The sequence below is a fragment of the Planctomycetota bacterium genome, from assembly GCA_026387035.1.
Taxonomy (GTDB): domain Bacteria; phylum Planctomycetota; class Phycisphaerae; order FEN-1346; family FEN-1346; genus JAPLMM01.
This window is the reverse complement of the sequence record JAPLMM010000250.1, coordinates 1-15,770: the sequence shown is the minus strand read 5'-3', so window position 1 is coordinate 15,770 and position 15,770 is coordinate 1. Positions and strand designations below refer to the sequence as shown.

15 protein-coding genes are annotated in these 15,770 nt (G+C 66.0%); 9 read left to right on the top strand and 6 right to left on the bottom strand.

Features of this window, described 5'->3' with window-relative positions; translation table 11 throughout:
* Positions 1–399: 399 nt before the first annotated feature.
* On the bottom strand, positions 400–1,965 hold the full coding sequence (locus tag NTX40_09470) for a hypothetical protein (GenBank protein ID MCX5649305.1): 1,566 nt from the start codon (positions 1,963–1,965) through the stop codon (positions 400–402).
* A complete protein-coding gene (locus NTX40_09465; protein MCX5649304.1) occupies positions 1,962–2,543 on the bottom strand; it encodes a hypothetical protein in 582 nt (193 codons plus the stop codon). The genes NTX40_09470 and NTX40_09465 overlap by 4 nt, the downstream gene beginning before the upstream one ends.
* A 240-nt stretch (positions 2,544–2,783) precedes the next feature.
* On the opposite strand from NTX40_09465, the gene gap reads away from it, so the two are divergent.
* The 6 genes from gap to NTX40_09435 all read left to right on the top strand — a co-directional run bounded on the left by gap (position 2,784) and on the right by NTX40_09435 (position 9,746).
* Positions 2,784–3,791, top strand: a complete 1,008-nt coding sequence (gap, locus tag NTX40_09460) for a type I glyceraldehyde-3-phosphate dehydrogenase (GenBank protein MCX5649303.1) — start codon at positions 2,784–2,786, stop codon at positions 3,789–3,791.
* A gap of 74 nt (positions 3,792–3,865) precedes the next feature.
* Positions 3,866–5,092, top strand: a complete 1,227-nt coding sequence (locus NTX40_09455; GenBank protein MCX5649302.1) for a phosphoglycerate kinase — start codon at positions 3,866–3,868, stop codon at positions 5,090–5,092.
* A 21-nt stretch (positions 5,093–5,113) separates the two neighbouring features.
* The gene (gene rpe / locus NTX40_09450) at positions 5,114–5,827 is read left to right on the top strand and encodes a ribulose-phosphate 3-epimerase (GenBank protein MCX5649301.1); all 714 of its coding nucleotides are present in this window, start codon (positions 5,114–5,116) and stop codon (positions 5,825–5,827) included.
* A 1-nt stretch (position 5,828) separates the two neighbouring features.
* Positions 5,829–6,647, top strand: a complete 819-nt coding sequence (accD, locus tag NTX40_09445; protein ID MCX5649300.1) for an acetyl-CoA carboxylase, carboxyltransferase subunit beta — start codon at positions 5,829–5,831, stop codon at positions 6,645–6,647.
* Between the two features lie 240 nt (positions 6,648–6,887).
* Entirely contained in the window at positions 6,888–7,745 is an 858-nt protein-coding gene (locus NTX40_09440) for a serine/threonine-protein kinase (protein MCX5649299.1), read from the top strand.
* 321 nt (positions 7,746–8,066) lie between these two features.
* Positions 8,067–9,746 carry a sigma-70 family RNA polymerase sigma factor gene (locus NTX40_09435; GenBank protein MCX5649298.1) on the top strand — a complete coding sequence of 560 codons (1,680 nt, stop codon included), beginning with the start codon at positions 8,067–8,069 and terminating at the stop codon, positions 9,744–9,746.
* 102 nt (positions 9,747–9,848) lie between these two features.
* Here the strand turns inward: NTX40_09435 and NTX40_09430 are convergent, their stop codons facing one another.
* Positions 9,849–11,096, bottom strand: coding sequence for a bifunctional 3,4-dihydroxy-2-butanone-4-phosphate synthase/GTP cyclohydrolase II (locus tag NTX40_09430; GenBank protein MCX5649297.1), 1,248 nt, complete (start codon positions 11,094–11,096; stop codon positions 9,849–9,851).
* A 171-nt stretch (positions 11,097–11,267) separates the two neighbouring features.
* Between NTX40_09430 and NTX40_09425 the strand changes: the two genes are divergently transcribed.
* The 3 genes from NTX40_09425 to NTX40_09415 all read left to right on the top strand — a co-directional run bounded on the left by NTX40_09425 (position 11,268) and on the right by NTX40_09415 (position 13,263).
* Positions 11,268–11,963, top strand: a complete 696-nt coding sequence (locus NTX40_09425) for a hypothetical protein (protein MCX5649296.1) — start codon at positions 11,268–11,270, stop codon at positions 11,961–11,963.
* Positions 11,960–12,592 (top strand): LemA family protein, encoded by a 633-nt coding sequence (locus NTX40_09420; protein ID MCX5649295.1) that lies wholly within the window; start codon positions 11,960–11,962, stop codon positions 12,590–12,592. The genes NTX40_09425 and NTX40_09420 overlap by 4 nt, the downstream gene beginning before the upstream one ends.
* A gap of 83 nt (positions 12,593–12,675) precedes the next feature.
* A complete protein-coding gene (locus NTX40_09415; GenBank protein ID MCX5649294.1) occupies positions 12,676–13,263 on the top strand; it encodes a hypothetical protein in 588 nt (195 codons plus the stop codon).
* Here the strand turns inward: NTX40_09415 and NTX40_09410 are convergent.
* The 3 genes from NTX40_09410 to NTX40_09400 form a co-directional block, all read right to left on the bottom strand.
* Complete coding sequence (locus NTX40_09410) at positions 13,258–13,506, bottom strand: hypothetical protein (GenBank protein ID MCX5649293.1); 249 nt, start codon at positions 13,504–13,506, stop codon at positions 13,258–13,260. The two genes, NTX40_09415 and NTX40_09410, sit on opposite strands and share 6 nt — an antisense overlap.
* A 203-nt stretch (positions 13,507–13,709) precedes the next feature.
* Positions 13,710–14,555, bottom strand: a complete 846-nt coding sequence (gene larE / locus NTX40_09405; protein MCX5649292.1) for an ATP-dependent sacrificial sulfur transferase LarE — start codon at positions 14,553–14,555, stop codon at positions 13,710–13,712.
* Positions 14,552–15,697 carry a hypothetical protein gene (locus NTX40_09400; GenBank protein MCX5649291.1) on the bottom strand — a complete coding sequence of 382 codons (1,146 nt, stop codon included), beginning with the start codon at positions 15,695–15,697 and terminating at the stop codon, positions 14,552–14,554. Before NTX40_09400 ends, larE begins: the two co-directional genes overlap by 4 nt.
* Positions 15,698–15,770: the final 73 nt, after the last annotated feature.

The window sequence follows — 15,770 nt, the reverse complement described above, 5'->3', positions numbered from 1 at the left end:
GACATGGATGGAAAAAGTGCGAAATAGGGCACAAAAACCGGTAAAAACCGCCCCAAAAACGTGAAAAAAGTCGAAAAAGGCCCTAAATCCGCGCTAGCCCATCTTAACATTCGGGTCCCGTGCAGTGAAAAAACCGCCCGGACGCTAGCGCCAGGGCCGGTGGCTTGTAAAAAATAGCAAAAAAATACCCCCCAAAACTCGCGCCAAAAAGTTATCCACAATCCTCCTTCGCCCTGCGGGCTACGGAGGACAGGTCACCGCCCGTAAGTTGAACCTCGGCGATTGGGAACGTGATCCCGGCGCGGCGGGCCCGCCTTCGCCGATACGCTTCGGCGTGGCAAGCAAGAATGCCCGCCGCGCTATCCCCCCTCTCGGGGGCGCGAAGTTGACAAAGTAGCACTACGTTGGGGCGGTCAGGCGGTCCTGTGTCGCCAGCCGTTCCTGGGCGACGGCCAGAAGGACGTCGGCGCTGTCGCCGTCCGACGGAAACACGGCCACGCCAGCCCGCAATCGCAACCCGGCGTCGACCCTCGGGCCGAGCGCCGTCAACCGGTCCGCCAGCAAGCGATAGGCCGCGTTGGCCTCGCCATAGCCTTCATTCTCCCGGAGTCGGCGCGACCACGCCACGGCAAACAGGGCAGGCCCCGGTCGGCCGGCCTGGCGGCCCTTGGTGACCGAGGCCCCGATGGCGCGGCCGACCTGGGCCAGGCTCTCGGAAGAGGGCGGGGCGTCGCCCGCCGGCCTCGCCTCCAGGAGCACGACGGGCACTTCGGCCTCGCGTTCCCACGCCCAGTCGATGAGTTTCTCGACGCACTCCTCGAAGGCTTCCGGCGCGAGGAGCGCGGTCTCGGGGTCGCGCAGGACCTGGCCGGCATAGCACCGGCGGTGCAGGGCGGCGCGGTAGAGGCAGGCGACCGAATCGGCGAGCGGTGCGGCGGCGTCGAGGTCGTCGGCCGTGACGGCCAGGCCCTCCGCCTTGCCCGACAGGCACAGCGCGCCGAAAACCTCCGCCCGTTCGCGCAGAGGAAGAAGCAAAGTGGCCCCCTCGCCCTGGGCATCGGGACCTCTTGCGAGGAGCGCCCGGCCGGTGCGGAGGACCTCTTCGGCCCCGACGCGCTGCACCTGGAGCGCCTCCCAAGGGGGAGGGGGCCCGACCTGGAGCGCCTGGACGAGTTCCGAATCGACGATGGAAGACCGCTGGAGGAGGACGGTGGCCCGCGTCACGCCGAGGGCATCCAGAATAACATCCGTTCCCTCGGCCAGGATGTTTTCGGCGTCGCTCAGGGCCAGGCAGGCGATGCGGCCGGCGGCCTCGAGGAGGCGCCACTGGCCCGAAGGGTCGCGACGGGCGATTCTGCGGACATGCGCGATGCCTGCCGCGGGTCCTTTGCCTATGCGTTTCGTCGCCCCGGGCGCCCCCCTGTCAGATGGGGTCTTCGACTTGGGAGGTTCGGGCAATTTCGGATGGGGGCTTGGGCGGTCCAGCGCCGGCTCGGCTTGCCGGTCCGCCGGTGGGGGAGGCGGCGCGTCGATAGGCGGCTCGGGCCGATCGTCGGGCGGAGGGCCGCCCTCCGGGCCGGCCGACGGACTCTGCGGCGCCAGGACCTCGGTCAGGCGCGCCAGGTCGCCGGGAAGAACGAAATAGTCGGCCGCGCCGGCGTCCGCGAGCGCTCGGGCGGATGGCTCGTCCTCGCATTCGGCGACGAGGTAAACGGGCGTCCGGGGCTGCTCGCAGCGAAGCGAATGCAGGAGGTCGGCCGCCCGGTCGGCCACGTCGCGCAGATTCAAGAGGACGGCGTGCGGCGGGTCGCGCACGGCCGCCAGGAACGCCTCGGCGGCGGAGGAGTAGGTTCGCGTTTCGTGAACGGCGCGTTCGACGAGGGCGCGGCGGGAGGCATCCCGGCAGACGAAGATGACCGCCGGTGGCGGGCGGGTGGAAATCGGCGCGTCTCGGCCGGGGTTCACGTCGGATCCTCCTCGCCGAGCAGGAGGCGGAGTTCATCCTCCGTGAGATGTGTCGCGTCATCCTGGTCCGGCGCCGGCCGGGGTTTGGTTGTTGGCGATTCCGGCGCGGCCGTGGCAGGCGTTTCGGCTCCCGCCGGGGTGCGGGCCGGCCGGGCCAGGTAGGCCTCCACCGCGACGCCCCCCGTTGCCGGGCGCCGAGCGGACGCCGGCCGTATGGACAGGCTGTCGAGGAAAGCCGCGAGTCCCTTTTCGTCGGCCAGGACGAGGTCGGCGCCGACGAGTTCCGCCAGTTCGCCCTTGTACTCGAACCCCGACGAGTGGTAAGCGACGAGGAAGGCCTCGGGCCATTCTCGCCGGAGCAGGGGCAGCAGGCGGAAGTCGTCGCGGCCGAAGTAATCCACGCCCAGCAGGATGTAGCGGAAAGGATGCTCGGCGCGGGCGGCTTCGGCGAGGACCTCGTAGGGGTTGGCGGCCGTGGTGACGCGGGCGCCGGCGGCCCGGAGGCTCTGGTGGAGAATCTCCGCCAGGGCGGACCCGGGCTGCTTCAGCAGCAAGGAAGCAAGTGCAGTTGGTCGCACGTTCCGGAACCCCTCGCAGGCGCCGACGCCGATCTAGCCTTACTATGGCGACTTTGTGAGACGCAGTCAAGGCGGCTTTCACCGGCTCCGGAAGGGGTCAGGACGCGAAAATGGCTTGACAGGGCTCTCCGTTCGGCCTTATAAGAAGGAACCGACATAGGCGGGCGGACGCCGGGACGAGCGCCACCCATGGAAAAGGGGAACCCAGGAGCATCACCCGCAGCGGAAGGAGAGAGTCGTATGGCGATCAACGTCGGCATCAACGGGTTCGGTCGGATCGGTCGGCTTGTGTTCCGGGTGCTCTGGCAGCGCAAGAAGGGCCAGTTCATCGTGGTCGGCATCAACGACCTTTCGGATGCCAAGACCCTGGCGCACCTTCTGAAATACGACACGGTTTACGGTCGATTCCAGGGGACCGTCGAGGCCGCGGATGGGGCACTGGTGGTGGACGGGACGAAGATTCCGGTGACGGCCCAGAAGGACCCGGCGGCGCTTCCGTGGGGCCAGCACAAGACGGACGTGGTGTTCGAGTGCACGGGCGTTTTCTGCGACCGGGCGGGGTGTCAGAAGCACATCGCCGCCGGGGCGAAGAAGGTGATCCTTTCGGCCCCGCCGAAAGGCGAGATTGACGCCATCATCGTCATCGGCGTGAACGACGGCACGCTGAAACCCGAGCACAAGATCGTCTCCAACGCGTCCTGCACGACGAACTGCCTGGCGCCGGTGGCGAAGGTGTTGCACGAGTCTTTCGGCATCAAGCGCGGCCTGATGACGACTGTCCACGCCTACACGAACGACCAGCGGATTCTGGACCTCATTCACAAGGACCTGCACCGGGCGCGGGCGGCGGCGTTGAACATCATTCCGACGACGACCGGCGCGGCGGCGGCGGTGGGCAAAGTGATCCCCGCCCTCGCGGGGAAACTGAACGGCTACTCGCTGCGCGTGCCGGTGGCGGTCGGCAGCATCGTTGACCTGACGGCCGAACTGGAGAAGCCGGCCACCGTCGAAGCGATCAACGCGGCCATGAAGAAGGCCAGCCAGGGCCCGCTGAAAGGCATCCTGGTGTACACGGACGACCCGATCGTTTCGAGCGACACCATCGGCACCACGTGCTCCAGCCTGTTCGACTCGAACCAGACGATGATGGTCGATCCGACGTTCTGCAAGGTCACCTCGTGGTACGACAACGAGTGGGGCTTCTCGAACCGGATGGTGGATCTGGCCGCAAAGATTGCGGGGATGTAAACGCCACACACTCGGGAACCGGGGGCGGGCTGGCGCGGCTCGCCCCCGATTGCTCATACGGAAGGGGACCGGCCGTGGCCAAAAAACTGATCAATGCCTTGACGATGAAGGGCAAGCGCGTTCTGATGCGCGTCGATTTCAACGTGCCCCTCGACGAGAACGGCAACGTGACGGATGACCGGCGGATCCGGATGGCGCTGCCCTCGATCGTCTGCGCGGTGGACGCGGGGGCGAGGCTCATCCTGATGAGCCACCTGGGCCGGCCCAAGGGCGAGCGCCAGGACGCGATGAGCCTGAAGCCGGCGGCGGAGCGGTTGGGGCGGTTGCTCGAGCGCCCGGTGGCCCTTGCCCCCGACTGCATCGGTCCCGAGGTCGAGAAGATGGTCAAGAACCTGAAGCCGGGCCAAGTGCTTGTCCTGGAGAACCTGCGATTCCACAAAGGCGAGGAGAAGAACAATCCGGAGTTCGCCAAGGCGCTGCGGAATCTGGCGGACCTCTACGTGAACGACGCGTTCGGCACAGCGCACCGGAAGCACGCGAGCACCTACGGCGTGCCGAGCCTCATGCCCAAGGGCACCCGAGCCATCGGGTTCCTGATGGAGAAGGAACTGAAGTTTCTGGGTGAGGCGGTGGAGAGGCCCGAGCGGCCTTTCGTGGCCATTTTGGGCGGTGTGAAGGTGTCCGACAAGATCGCCGTCATTGAGAACCTCCTGGCGAAGGTTGACCGGCTCCTCGTCGGCGGGGCGATGGCGTACGTGTTCATGGTCGCCCGCGGCCAGGAGGTCGGCAAGAGCAAGGTCGAGCGCGTCAAGGAGGAGAAGGACGGCTCGAAGACCGACGTCATCGCCCTGGCGAAGAAACTCCTCGTGAAGATCGGGGCCTCCAAGGCCGAGGTGCTCTTCCCGGTGGACCACCTTGTGGCCAAGGAAGCGTCGGCCGACGCGGAGACCGACGTGCAGGGACCCGAGATCCAGAAAGGATGGATGGGCGTGGACATCGGGCCCGAGACGATTGAACTGTACCGCGAGCGGCTGGCGGATGCCAAGACGGTGATCTGGAACGGGCCCATGGGCATCTTCGAGATGGCGCCGTTTGCGGAGGGGAGCCGGGCGATTTGCGAGGCCCTGGCCCAGGTGGACGAACACGGCACGGCGATCGTGGGCGGCGGGGATACGGGCGCGGCCGTCGAGAAGTTCGGCCTAGTTGAGGAAATGACCCACATTTCGACGGGTGGCGGGGCGAGCCTGGAGTTCCTCGAAGGCAAGCCGTTCGCCACGATTGAGATCATCGACGACGCGTAATGAATAAAAAGGAGCGGGGCCTTGAGACGTCGGCTCGCGAAGTTGGGTCGTCCGGCCATCGCACCGAGCCTCCTGGCCTCGGATTTCGCCCGCCTGGCCGAGGAGATCGCGCGCGTCGAGGAGGCCGGGGCCGACCTGTTGCACGTGGACGTGATGGACGGTCATTTCGTGCCGAACCTGACGATCGGGCCGGTGGTTGTGGAGAAAGTGCGGGCTGTCACGGACCTGCTGCTCGACGTGCACCTGATGATTGCGGAGCCCGCGCGGTACCTCCAGGCGTTTGCCGAGGCGGGCGCCGATAACATCACCTTCCACGCCGAAGTCGTCGCCGAGCCGCAAGCGCTGGCCGACCGGATTCACGAACTCGGCTGCTCGGCGGGCATCACGATCAACCCCGACGGGCCGCAGGACCGCCTCCGGCTCGCCGTGCCGCACGTCGAAATGGTCCTGCTGATGACCATCTACGCGGGCTTCGGCGGGCAGGAGTTTATGCCCGAGGTCCTGCCGACGATCCGCGAGGTCCGCGGGTGGTTGGAGCCGAACCAGCGGCTGGAGGTGGACGGCGGCATCAATCCCGAGACCATCGGCGAGGCGGCAAAGGCGGGGGCCGACGTGTTCGTCGCTGGGACGGCCGTCTTCGGCGCGCCGGACCGCGACTACGCGCGGGCCATCGCCGACCTGCGAAGCGCCGCCGACGCGGGCGCACGGCCAGCGGGCCCCAGGGACGAGGCGTGAAATGGCCATCAAAGGCCGGGCTAAAAAGAAAGACATACCGGAAGGCCTTTGGCTGCGGTGCCCCGGCTGCGAGGAGATGGTCTATCGCAAGCGGGTCGAAGAGAATCTGCACGTCTGTCCGGAATGCCAGTACCATTTCAAGATCGGGGCGCGGCAGCGGATCGCGCTGCTGGCCGACGCCGACAGTTTCGAGGAGTACCTGCCCAACCTCGTGTCGCCCGATCCGCTTGGGTTTAAGGACCGCAAGACGTATGGGGAACGCTTGGCGGAGGCGCGGCGGGAGACGAACCTCTACGACGCCGCCATCGTCGGGCGGGCGTACATCAAGGGGCGGCCCGTGGTGCTCGGCGCGCTCGACCCGAATTTCATCATGGGATCGATGGGGTCGGTGGTCGGCGAGAAGATCGCGACGGCGGCCGAAAAGGCGACCGAACTGGCCGTCCCGCTCGTCATTTGCAGCGCCTCGGGCGGCGCCCGGATGCAGGAGAGTGTCCTGAGCCTGGCGCAGATGGCGAAGACGAGCGCAGCGGTGGGCCGGCTTGACCGGGCAGGGGGGCTGTACATCAGCGTGATGACGAACCCGACGACCGCCGGGGTCGCGGCCAGTTTCGCCTTCCTGGGCGACCTCATCATCGCCGAACCGGGCGCCATGATCGGTTTTACGGGACCTCGCGTCATTTACCAGACCATCCGGCAGGAACTCCCGGAGGGGTTTCAAACCGCGGAGTTCATGCTGGAACACGGCTTCGTGGACCGCATCACCCACCGCCGAGACCTCCGGAGCGAAATAGCCGCACTGATTGACTATTGCTGGATATAGCCGGCGGACCGGCCGCAGGCGGCCCCGGCGATCCACTTCGCAGACCCTTCGCAGGCGCGTGTTGTCCCCGTCGGGAGGACCGTGGTCCAGGAGGTCATCGGCGCGGGGCGAGAGGGGAAGAAAAAACCGTTCCAGGCCGAGATTTCTTCTTGGCGCGCCCGCCGACGATGTGCTATAATCCCTTGGCTTTATTAGCGATCATGTTCCTTATCCCGAAAACTCACAGGTTGGAGCAGGGCGGTGCTGAGGAAATTTTTCCAAAGGCTCCGTGGCGGCCAAGCGGCTGAATTGGTCGGCTATACGGCGCTGGGTGTAATCCGCCAGGGGAGCATGTCCACCGTTTTCAAGGGCCGGGACCGCAAGACCCGCCAGTTGGTTGCCATCAAGATTCATAAGCCCGGGGCCAGGAAAGCCGTCGAACGCCTGGAATCCCGGCACCGGGATTTTACGGAAGGTCAGATTGCCTGCGCCTTCGACCACCCCAACGTCATCAAGTGTCTGGATCATGGCAACCTGGCCGGAAACGACTATGTGGTTATGGAATACCTGGAAGGCGTGACGCTGGCCAGCCTGATGTCCGGCAAGAGTCGGAGGCTGAACGGCAAGCGGCTCTCGTACCTGCATCAGGCGGCGTCGGGGCTGGCCCATGTGCACGCTAAGCGCTTTGTACACCACGACTTCTGTGCGAAGAACCTGTTCGTCACGAATGATGATCGGGTCAAGTTGATTGATTTCGGCCTGGCGTTGCCCTTGCTGGATTTGCCCGTCGTGCGGAGTCGCGTAGGCACGGCGGAGATTCTGGCCCCTGAATTGCTTCGTTGCGAACCGTGCGATCACCGGATTGATATTTTTGCCTGGGGGGTCGTGGCATACGAGTTGTTCGCTGGACAGTGGCCTTTTGAGAGTCCCGAACACCACCAGGTTCTGAACAAGATCCTCAACGTCCACCCAGTGTCCCTGGACCGCCGGGCGCCCAATGTGCCCCAGGAAGTGGCCCACCTTGTAATGCGGTGCCTGGAGAAAGACCCTGGTCAACGGCCGAGCGGCATGAATATGGTTGTGGGGGTGCTTGAGCGGCACCTGAACACTTCTGCCTGACCTCCTGGAGGGTGTTGGAAGGGGTCGCTGCCGGCAGGTGGCCGGCGCGAGGCCGACCGGCCTTTCCGGACGCTGGCGGCTCTCCGAATCGTCCTTCAGACGTCCAGATTATCAGACCCAAGGGCCGATTTCTGCATTTCGGGCGCCCAGGTTGCCGAAAAGGGAGATAGAAGAGGCCGGAATGGTTCCAGGTGGCCCCTTGCCAAGGAGGCAAATTGCTGGACACCTGGAGAGCAAGACGCCGCCGGATTTCATTTGACAGGCCCCCTCGGGCGCTGTATTATACTGTTAGGGGCTGGACATAGGGTGGCGAGGTGACCCATGGCTAGGTTCCACCACGCCGAAATAGCCGATCTCGGGAGACAACTCGCTTTTTCCCCCGTCGCTGTCCGTCTAGAGCAGGTCAATCGGGCGGAGCGTCTGGCCTGTTTGGTGGAACCCGGCCGAACATACCCCTACGAGTTCGTCTGCTATCAAATCACGGGTTACCGCCCGCGCGGTAAGGTGATCGGCAATCTTCCGGGAAAAACCTTGCGCGAAGACCTCGTGCGCCTCGTGGAGCAATTGTCGGCGACGCTCGAGATTCGGGTGTCCGAGGTCGGAGAGCCGGTGCTTCTGATCGCCGAGTCGGCGAAGCATTTCAACGTCTCGGAGAAGACCATCCAACGGTGGCGGCGCGGGGGCCTGGTGTCGCGGAAGTTCGTCTGGCCGGACGGCCGGATGCGCGTGGGGTTTCTCCAGTCGAGCGTCGAGCGATTTGCGTCGCGGCACCACGAGCAGGTGGAGGCGGGCGCCAAGTTCAGCCGGGTTTTGCCGGACGAGCGGCGGGAAATCATTCGGCGTGCGCGGCGGCTGAGCCTCTTCTGCCACTGCTGCCTGTTCGAGGTTTCCAAGCGCGTGGCGCGGAAACTCGGCCGGGCCGTCGAAACCGTCCGCCAGACCATCAAGGAGTACGACCGCCAGCACCCGTACAAAAAACTGTTCCCGGAGGTCGGGGAGCCGCTGCGGGCCTACGACCGGCGCCTGATTTACCAGGCGTACCAGCGCGGCGTGAGCGTGCATGGCCTGGCGAGGCGCTTCTGCCGCACCCGGTCCAGCATCTACCGGATCATCACGGAAGAGCGGGCCCGCGAGATCCTCCGGGAACCGATCGAGTTCATGCCGAGCCCGGAGTTTGAACGCCCGGACGCGGATGCCCTGATCCTGGGCGGCGCGGCCGAGGCGGAGGCGGCGGAGGGGAAACGCCGGCCCTCGCCCCCGAAAGGCCTGCCGATCTATCTGAAGAGCCTCTATAAGACGGCCCTTCTGTCGAGGGAGGAGGAGCGGGACCTCTTCCGCCGCTACAACTACCTGAAGTTCAAGGCCGCCAAATTGCGCGAGAGGCTCGAGGGCACGCTTTCGCCCAAGGTGGCCGACATCGAACAGGTTGAGCGCCTGCTGGACGAGGCGCACCGCGCGAAGAACTGCATCATCCAGGCGAACCTTCGGCTGGTGGTGAACATTGCGAAGCGGCACGTGGGGCTTCAGACGAACTTCTTCGAACTCATCTCCGACGGGAACATGAGCCTCATCCGCGCGGTCGACAAGTTCGACTACACGCGGGGTTTCAAGTTCTCGACCTATGCCTCGTGGGCGATCATGAAGAACTTCGCCCGCAGCGTGCCGAAGGCCGGCGTCCGCCGCGAACGCTTTCAGACCGGCCGCGAGGAACTCCTGGAAACGAGCCGGGACCTCCGCTTCGAGGGCGAAGAGCCGTACCAGGAGGCCGACATCTCCGTCCGCCAGTCCGTCGAGCGGGTGCTCGACCAACTGGCCCCGCGCGAGCGAGAGATCGTGATGCGCCGCTTCGGCCTGGGCGACACGCCCGGCCCGCAGACCCTCGAGGAAGTGGGCCGGCACTTCGGCGTCACCAAGGAACGCATCCGCCAGATCGAGGGCCGCGCGCTGGGGAAACTCCGCGGCCTCATCAGCCCCAAAACCGTCGAGGAAGTCCTGAGTTAGGCCATCGGACGTTCACCGGTCGGAGCGCGGGTTCGGAAACCGGGCTGCGCCGGCTGGGCGCATGACACGGGCACAGGCTCCGGAGGTGTCAGAGAAGAGGCTCTAGTCGGACGGCTCGTCCAGTATGTGGCCCAATTTGCGGCGCTTGGTGTCGAGGTAGCGCGCGTTGAGTTCGTTCGGTTCGACCACGAGCGGCACGCGCTCGACAATTTTCAGGCCGTAGCCTTCGAGGGCGACGACCTTGCGCGGGTTGTTCGTCATCAGTCGGACCTGGCGTATCCCCAGGTCCACCATGATCTGGGCCCCGATGCCGTATTCCCGGAGGTCCGGCTCGAAGCCGAGACGCTCGTTCGCCTCGACCGTGTCGAGGCCTTCCTCCTGCTGGAGCCGATAGGCGCGGATCTTGTTCACGAGGCCGATGCCGCGGCCCTCCTGTCGCATGTACACGATGGCGCCGCGCCCTTCCTGGGCGACGCGCGCCATCGCCAGGTCCAACTGCTGGCCGCAGTCGCACGCCAGGCTCCGGAACACGTCGCCGGTCAGGCATTCCGAGTGGATGCGGACGAGGACCGGATCGGTCTGGACCGGAATCTTGCCGTCCGGGCCGGCGACGCCGATGCCGCCCAGCGTCAACGCCACGTGCGGGTAGGGGTCCACCTGGGCCTCGTACACGTGGAGATCGAAGACGCCGTGCCGCGTCGGCAGGCGGGCCTCGGCCGTCTTGCGGACGAGGTGCTCTTGTTTGCGGCGAAACTCGATTGTCTGGGCCACCGAGCACATCTTCAAGCCGTGCTCGCGGCAAAAACCGATGAGGTCCGGCACGCGGGCCATCGTGCCGTCCGCCTTCATGATTTCGCAGATGACACCGGCCGGTTTCAGGCCCGCCAGGCGCGCCAGGTCCACCGCGCCCTCGGTCTGGCCGGCTCGCACGAGGACGCCGCCTTGTCGGGCGCGAATCGGAAACACGTGGCCCGGACGGGCCAGGTCTTCGGGCCGCACGTCGTCGGCGACGGCCACCTGGATCGTGCGGGCGCGGTCGGCGGCGCTGATGCCCGTCGTGACGCCCGTCCGCGCATCCACCGAGACGGTGAAGGCGGTCCCGAACGCGCTCGTGTTGTCCAGCGTCTGCGGCGGCAAACCGAGCCGGTCAATCCGTTCCGGAGCCATGGGCAGGCAGATGAGCCCCCGGCCGTGGGCCGCCATGAAGTTGATGATGTCCGGGGTCGCCTTTTCGGCGGCGCAGACGAGGTCCCCCTCGTTCTCGCGCTGCTCGTCGTCCACGAGGACGATCAGGCGGCCGGCCCGGAGGTCGTCCAGAATCTCGGGAATCGGGGCGAATGGGTCGCTCATGACAGGCGTATGGTATCCAGCAAGCCTGCGGGAATCAAGGGGGGCGGCGTGGGCCGTTCACATTTAGCCGCCCGCCTTGGCGGGCGCGCACCAGGGGCCAGAATGACAAGGTAGCGTTAGACGGGCGAGGCGGGGACCCGTATAATCCACTTGTCTGTTCGGAGCCGTCGGATGGACGTGATCCCGTGCATCGTCGTTCCGGCGTTCATCGCGCTGGCGGTGGCGCTGATTGTTTTCGGCATCCTGAAAGCGCGCAAGCGGCGCGAGGCGATGGCCCGCCTGGCCGCCGAACTCGGCTTCGAGTATTACCCGGACGACCCCTGGGACCTGGAGGACAAGTACGCGATGTTCGAACTTTTCGGCCGCGGCCACAGCCGGAGGGCGTCGAACGTTATCTGCGGCGATGTGGACGGCCGGGCCGTCGTCGCCTTCGACTATCAATATACGACCGGCAGCGGAAAGAATCAGTCGACGCACTCGTGCCAGGCGCTCGTGATGGGCCTGCCGATCCTGGCCGCAGGGCTTCGGATGCGGTCGGAGAACCTGTTCGACCGCGTCGCGTCGTGGGTCGGCTACGAGGACATTGATTTCGAGAGCGACGAGTTCAGCCGGCGGTACCATGTTGCGTGCGACGACCGGCGCTTTGCGTACGACATTCTTCACGCGAGGCTGATTGACTACTTGCTGGGGTGCGGCAGCGTGCCGAACCTGGAGATGCAAGGCCCTCTGATGGTCCTCTTCGAGAGCCAGGGTGACGCGGCGAACGTGCGCCGGCTGCTCGAGGTCGGCCGCGAGATCGTCGCCAGCATTCCCGACTACGTGCGCAGCGCGCGAGGCATCGGACAACCGGCGGGAGACGAGGCATGATTTCAAGCATCGCATCGGCCGCAGCAATTCTGGCCCAGAAAGAGGTGGTCGCCGGGCTGCCGTGCTGCCTGATTCCGGCGGCGATTCTCGCCCTCGTGGTGGCGCTGGTGATCATCGGCATGTACAACAGCCTCGTGCGCGGCCGGAACCACGTGAAAGAGTCGTGGGCGGGGATCGACACGGAACTCAAGCGCCGGTACGACCTTATTCCGAATCTCGTCGAGACCGTCAAGGGCTACGCGAAGCACGAGCGCGAGGTCTTCGAGCGGGTCGTCGAGGCGCGCTCGCGCGCGGTGGCCTCGACCGGTTCGCCGGCCGAGCAGGCCGCGGACGAGAACCTGCTGGTCGGCGCGCTGAAGCAACTGTTCGCCGTCGTCGAGGCGTATCCCGATCTGAAGGCGAGCCAGAACTTTCTGGCCCTCCAGAAACAACTGGCCGAGACGGAGGACCGGATCCAGGCCTCGCGGCGGCTCTATAACGGCAACGTCCGCGAGTTCAACAACCGCTGCGAAATGTTCCCGACGAACATCCTGGCCTCCATGTTCCACTTCGAAAGGGCCGAGTTCTTCGAGATCGAGTCGGCCGTCGAGCGCGAGGCGCCGAAGGTGGACCTGGGCGGGACGAACTAATCGCTATCTGGTAGGTCTTGCCAACTTGCCGCGCGGCGGGTCTCCGCACCCGCCGCGCGAAAACCGAAGGGAGGACGCTCGCCATGGCAAGCCTCATGTCCAACAAGGAGTTTCTCTCTGCGGTCCAGGAGTTCATGGCCATCCAGGCTGTGACCGTGAGCACCGTGCGCGGTCTACGCAAAGGCACGCTCAAGAAGATTCACGCGTACCTCGGGCGGCTTCGACTGGGCAGGCTGGTGGGCATGAATGGCGCCGAGTATGTCCGTTGGCTTGACGCGAAAACCCGAGACCTCCAGAGGAAGTTGCGCGGCCGCAACAAACGATGGGGTCTTGCACGCAAGTCAATGAACCTTTTCATGCGGCAGTGCCTCTACAACACATACCTCTCCAGGAGGTTTCGCCTCGCGCGGTTCCAGAAGCAGATGGAGATCCCGCTGGATAGCAGGGTTGCCCGCGAACTCGGGAAGGACGCGAGGAAAAGGAAACTGAAACTGCCGCCGTGGCCGGGCCTGATCGGATTGGACGAGGATGGGGAAACAAGCCGGAAGTTCCAGGACTACGCAAAGGACTTGGCACCACGCAAAGGACTTCCGGCCCGTGTCTTCCTCGACAACTACTTGTGGCTCAAGTATCGCAAAGGCGGCGCGGGCAGGGCCAGTCATCGATCATAGGGGCACGGCCTCGCGCAGGATGCGGTCGCGGATGTACCAGTGGAGGCTCGGCTCGGTCACGACGTCTACGTCCCGGCCGAACAGTTCGCGCAGGTCCATCAGCAGGCCGCCGAGGTCCAGGCTGTCCGGTCCGGTATCGCCGCGCGCGGCTGAGCCGAAGATGCGCACGTTCCGGGCCCCGTGGCGGGCCGCCAACGACAGAATCTGCTCACGCTTGTCTTGCAGCAGGCTTGCGACGGGCAAAGCCTTCCCTCCGAATAGCACTATCCTACTATTAGACTAGCGGAGCGTCAACCTTGAAGCCGCCGCCGCCAGGGGTGCCATGCTTTCGCTTGCGAAAGCATGTTTCCGGCCCACGGCCCGCCCTGGCACGGCAGGCGTGCCGTGGCCTGACGGCAAGCGGGCCGGCGAACAAGACAACTCCGCGCCGCTTCGCCTTCCGCCTTTCATTCCGAATTCCGCATTCCGCGTTCCGCGTTGGGCAAGGTCTCGTCCATCGCGCCGGGGCGGTAGCCTTCCAGGTCGATCGCCACGTACGTGTAGCCGAGGGCCTTCAGTTCCCGGACGATGCGTTCGCGGTGGCCGACGAGGCGGGCGATGTCGGCCGGGGAGACCTCGATCCGCGCGACCGAGCCGTGGTCGCGCACGCGGCAGCCGTCGAACCGGAGTTCCCGAAGGATCCTCTCGGCGGCGGCGACGCGCTCCAGGGCCTCGGGCGTTATCTCGTCGCCGTAGGGGAATCGGCTCGCCAGACAGGCCATCGCCGGACGGTTCCAGGTCGGCAGGCCGAGTTGCCTCGACAGTTCGCGGACGTCGGCTTTCGTGAAGCCTGCTTCCTTGAGCGGGCTTCGGACGCCCAGTTCCGCCGCGGCGCGGAGTCCCGGACGGTGTTCGCCCGGGTCGTCGGCGTTGGCGCCGTCGCAGACGGCGGCCAGGCCGCGTTCGTCCGCCAGCCGCCGGACGGTGCTGAAGAGTTCCCGCTTGCAGTAGTAGCAGCGATTGGGCGGATTGTGGCGGAAGTGGGGGATGTCGAGTTCGCGTGTCTCGATGATGACATGTTCGATGCCGAGATGCCGGGCGATGTCGCGGGCGCGATCGCGTTCCTCCGCCACGTAGGTCTCGCTGTCGGCGGTGACGGCGAGGACCTTCCCTGTGCCGAGGACGCGGCAGGCCTCGGCCAGGAGCAGCGTCGAATCCACGCCGCCTGAAAAGGCGACCGCCGCGGAGCCGAGATCCCGCAGGATCGTCTCCATCGAAACGCGTTTCGCTTGGAGGCCTGCATCGTCGGTCATCGGGGGTTCTCCGGTGAGATGATGAGCCGGCGCGCGAGGTCGTCGTCGGCCGGCCGGGCATCGAGGATGCGCGGTCCCGGCGCGCCGGGACCGACGGGCGCGACGCGGACCGGGTGGACCTCACCGGGCTTGGCCTTGCCGTAGCGGAGCGTGAGGCCCGCCGCGATGGCGATGCTTTCCTCCGACGCTGTTTCATAACCCCTCTCCCCATCGTGGGAGAGGGTAGGGTGAGGGGGAATCCGTTGGTGGACAGCGTTCACCCTCACCCCTTCCCCTCTCCCATCAAGGGAGAGGGGGTTACGAAACGGAATTTCACCGCGGAGAAGCGTCGTGGGTCCCGTCATGCGGTCGGCCTCGAAGCGGACGTCGCCCGGCTGGAAGAGTTTTTCGAGCCGGAGATTGTCCTCATGGCGGCGGCCGACGACGACGTGCGACCCATCGGCGAGGCGAAAGTGGCGGCCGACCTTCAGCAGTTCCACGTCGGCGATCGTCGGCGTGCCGTGGTCCATCAGTTCCCGCAGGCGCCAGGCGAAGCCCGGGTCCGTCAGGAGGCATCCGCCGGCGGGCGTCGGATAGTCCGTCAGGCCGAACTCGGCCGCGAGAGCCATCTGCGGTTTTCGCGACCGGCCGGCGAAGTCCATCAGCGCGTCGCGGTTCACCTTTCCTTCGCGCTCCGGGCGCGTCGGCGGCAGGCGCTTGGCCGAGAGCGGCCGAACGAGAAGGTCTTCCAGGCCCGCTTCGCGCTCGACGAGGGCGAGCGCCCCCCGGTGCTGCGACATCGGCCTCTGGCCGACCACCTCGCCTGTGAAGACGAAGTCGGCCCCTTCCTCCTCCATGAGGCGGCGGGCCTGGCGCAGGGTCCAGATGCGGCAATCGATGCACGGGTTCATCCGCTTGCCGAACCCGTGCTGCGGGTGCTGGATCATTTCGAGGTCGGCTTGGGCGGCATCGACCAGGCGGACCGGCACGCCGCGCGCCTCGACGGCCCGGACGCCCGCGTTCCTATCGTCTTCGGCGAGAAGTTTCGGATGCCAGAGGTGCTGGACGTGCAGCGCGAGGATCTCGATGCCTTGCCGCTGGAGCAGACAGACGGCCAGTTGCGAGTCCAGACCGCCCGAGATGCACCCGATGGCTTTCGTCATCCGCGCTCGCCTTGTTTTCCGGGAGGACGCTGTATACTATGCCCCGGACGGACGGGAATCAAGCGAGGTGACG